At 46.8% G+C, this 3,424-nt stretch carries 4 protein-coding genes; all 4 read right to left on the minus strand.

The window, feature by feature from the left end:
- Window positions 1-188: 188 nt before the first annotated feature.
- The gene (locus tag AB7U36_RS20920; protein ID WP_428161559.1) at window positions 189-404 is read right to left on the minus strand and encodes a PLDc N-terminal domain-containing protein; all 216 of its coding nucleotides are present in this window, start codon (window positions 402-404) and stop codon (window positions 189-191) included.
- Between the two features lie 47 nt (window positions 405-451).
- Window positions 452-1,348, minus strand: coding sequence for a lytic murein transglycosylase (locus AB7U36_RS20925; RefSeq protein ID WP_428161560.1), 897 nt, complete (start codon window positions 1,346-1,348; stop codon window positions 452-454).
- A 244-nt stretch (window positions 1,349-1,592) separates the two neighbouring features.
- The gene (glnA, locus tag AB7U36_RS20930) at window positions 1,593-3,005 is read right to left on the minus strand and encodes a type I glutamate--ammonia ligase (protein WP_428161561.1); all 1,413 of its coding nucleotides are present in this window, start codon (window positions 3,003-3,005) and stop codon (window positions 1,593-1,595) included.
- An 82-nt stretch (window positions 3,006-3,087) separates the two neighbouring features.
- Window positions 3,088-3,424: P-II family nitrogen regulator (locus tag AB7U36_RS20935; RefSeq protein WP_428161562.1), on the minus strand; the 337-nt coding region annotated here is incomplete at its 5' end.

Raw genomic sequence — 3,424 nt, forward strand, 5'->3', positions numbered from 1 at the left:
ACCCACACTAAATGGACTTTTAAATCATGTACCGTATGTGAACCTTTTCGATATGACCTCATACAATTCAGATACTAAAAGTCTTGGACTAAAGTCCATAGTTTTTACTACCGACTGGGACAATAAACATATATCCTATTGTAATTTTAGTATATTTTAACGATTAGCGAATCCCGAAAGTTGAGTTACTATGAATCAAAGTTTTTACGGGTGCCCTTTTTGGCTCCCAGGGCAAAATAGAAAAGCCAGCCAATGACCGGAACGATGGCCACAAGGTGCCAGATAAATTTTTCTTTTGGTGTGGGGAAATCTTTTTTTAGCAGGTCTATCAGGGCAAGCATGGTCAGGACAAAGGAGAGGCCGACAATGAGAAGGACATATAAAAGGAGTTTTTTGGGTGTCATTTAATTTTTTTCCGATGTTTTTTTTGTTGCGGGTCAGACAGTTTTCGTTATTTTAACTTATCTGAAATCTTGAGCAGTGCGTCCACATAATAGTTGGAATGGTTGTACTGAAACAGAACTTCGTGTTGGCGCTGACGACCGAGGCCTGATTTCCAGCCGTAGTGTTTTAAATAGTTGGCTACGGAAAAAATGGCGTCATCGTGGTCAAACAAATCCACCCGCCCGTCCTTATCGCCGTCCATTGCCAGCTTCAAAGCGTTGGAAGGCATGAACTGAGGGATACCCATGGCTCCGGCGTAAGACCCTTTAATGGCAACGGGGTCCAGTCCCTCGCGATTGGCATAGCTGATCAGAGCCTTAAGCTCATCATATCCCCACCTGCTTTTCTGATCCACCTTTTTATCAAAATTAGCCCGCTCAGGTTTTTTATTATTCGCTATAGCCTGCCAGACCCTTTCGGCAAGAGATCTGTTTGTAAGCGCTGCCATGGTGGACAGGGTGTTTATCACCGTGCGATTGCCAAGGTATGCGCCCAGGTGGGTTTCCACCAGAAGGATGGCTGTAATGATGGTTTTGTCCACTGAAAATTCTTCCTGGGCTTTATCAAGGCTATCTTTATGCGCGACCATGTACTTTTGGGCATTGGCAATGAATTTCTGGGAAGAAAACTGGTCATAGTCAAGACTGGATTCCGAATGGATGAAAAACAGAGAAACACCGCCGGGATCAAAACAAACCGTTTTATTGGCAAACAGGGCTTTGGTTTTCTCCTGATCAAAGCCATCCTGGATAAGCTGCTGGGTAAGGGATTCAAATTCATTGGTCCGTCCGGTGCTATCCGGCGCAGCAACCTGCTGGGCATAGCAGAAATTAACAAAAAAACTGATGATCAGTGTCACAACAACTTTCAGGATGCATTTCGTGGATAGATCGGAATTTTTCATATTTGCGTTATCTGCTCCCTTGCTGTAATAGTTTGAGGCAGGACATCTTGGGTTACAGGGCCTGTTTCGCTGACGTTTATATATCGTATTTTCTTTTTGATTGCATTAAAAAAGTGCAGGCACCAAGACCCGTTGCAGACAGGCAGATAAAACAAAAAAACGAGCCCGGGAAACAGCCAAGACTTCCCGGGCTCGTTTGTCAGGTCAATCCCCAACAGGCGGCTGGTTTTTTAAGTATCTTTTTTTAAATATCAAAGTACAGATAGAACTCATGGGGATGCGGACGGCTGATAACCGGTTTAACTTCGTTTTCCATTTTGTAGTCAACCCAGTAGTCAATAACGTCCTTGGTGAAAACATCTCCCTTGAGCAGGAATTCATTATCTGTTTTAAGGGATTCAAGGGCTTCTTCAAGGCAGCCAGGTGCGGACGGAATAGCAGCCAGTTCTTCTGGCGGCAGATCATAGATGTTTTTATCCATTGGATCGCCTGGATCCATTTTGTTCTGGATACCGTCAATCATGGCCATGGCAATGGCAGAGAAGGCCATGTAACCGTTGGCAGAGGGGTCAGGGGTACGGAATTCAAGGCGTTTTGCCTTGGGGGATCCTGAGTACATGGGCAGACGGATGGCAGCAGAACGGTTCCGGCTGGAGTAAGCCAGTTTGATGGGCGCTTCAAAACCGGGCACCAGACGTTTGTAGGAGTTGGTGGTGGGGTTAGTGATGGCGCACAGGGCTTTGCAGTGTTTCATGATGCCGCCGATGGCCCACAGGGCGTTGTCGGACATACCGGCATATTTGTTGCCGGCAAATGTGGGATCGCCGTCTTTCCAGAAACTCATGTGGGTGTGCATGCCGGTACCATTGTCACCATAGAGGGGCTTGGGCATAAAGGTAACGCAATGTCCGTATTTTGCAGCCACATTTCTCAATACATATTTGAACCAGGCAAGCTTGTCGCCCATATTCAGCAGGGAGTCAAACCGAAGATCAATCTCAGACTGCCCGGCGGTAGCAACCTCGTGATGCTGGCATTCCATGTCAATACCCAGCTCCTGAAGGGTCAGCATCATCTCAGTTCTCATGTCCTGGTAGGTGTCTGTGGGCGGCAGGGGGAAGTAGCCGTGCTTGGGTCTGATTTTGTAGCCAAGGTTGGGTTCGGAACCGTCACCGGTGTTCCAGTATGCTTCCCGGGAATCAATTTCAAAAAAGGAAGCATGGGGATCAGATGAATAACGGATGTTGGAAAAAATAAAGAACTCCGGCTCGGGGCCTACGAAAATGGTGTCGCCGATGCCGGTGCTCTTGATATAGGCTTCAGCTCTTTTGGCAATGCCGCGGGGGTCTCTGGAGTAACCTTCGCCGGTGATGGGATCATGGATGTTGCCGAGAACAACCAGAGTCGGTACTTTGAAAAACGGATCTATTTTTGCCGTACCTGCTTCAGGAATTACATTCATATCGGAGTTATCAATGTTCTGCCATGCTCTCATGGAAGAACCGTCAAATCCGAACCCGTCTTCAAAGGAAGCTTCTGTCAGTTCCGACACAGGCACACTGAAGTGCTGCCAGGTGCCGATGAAGTCCATGTAGCGGATGTCAACGACTTTCACATCGTTTTCTTTTGCCATTGCCAATACGTCTTTTGGTGTCATTTTTATCCCTTTCTATAAAAAATATTATGGGTTACCCCTGTATTTGGGTGTTTTGTCATGGGGCGCAAAAGCGTCCTGTCAGTTAAATTGCATCATTTCCGCTTTCACCGGTTCTGACCCGGATGGCCCGTTCAACCGGCAGCACAAAAATCTTACCATCACCGATTTTACCGCTGTTGGTCGCAGACCGGATGGTTTCCACGGTTTCGTCAAGTCGGTCGTCGGTTACAACAATTTCAAGCTTTATTTTTGGAACAAAATCAACAACATATTCCGCGCCTCGGTAGATTTCCTTGTGCCCTTTCTGACGGCCGTATCCATTGACTTCTGTAACGGTCATGCCGTAGATGCCGATTTCGCTCAAGGCCTCTTTGACATCATCCAGCTTAAAGGGTTTAATAATCGCCTCAATTTTTTTC

This window comes from Desulfobacter sp., assembly GCF_050177295.1.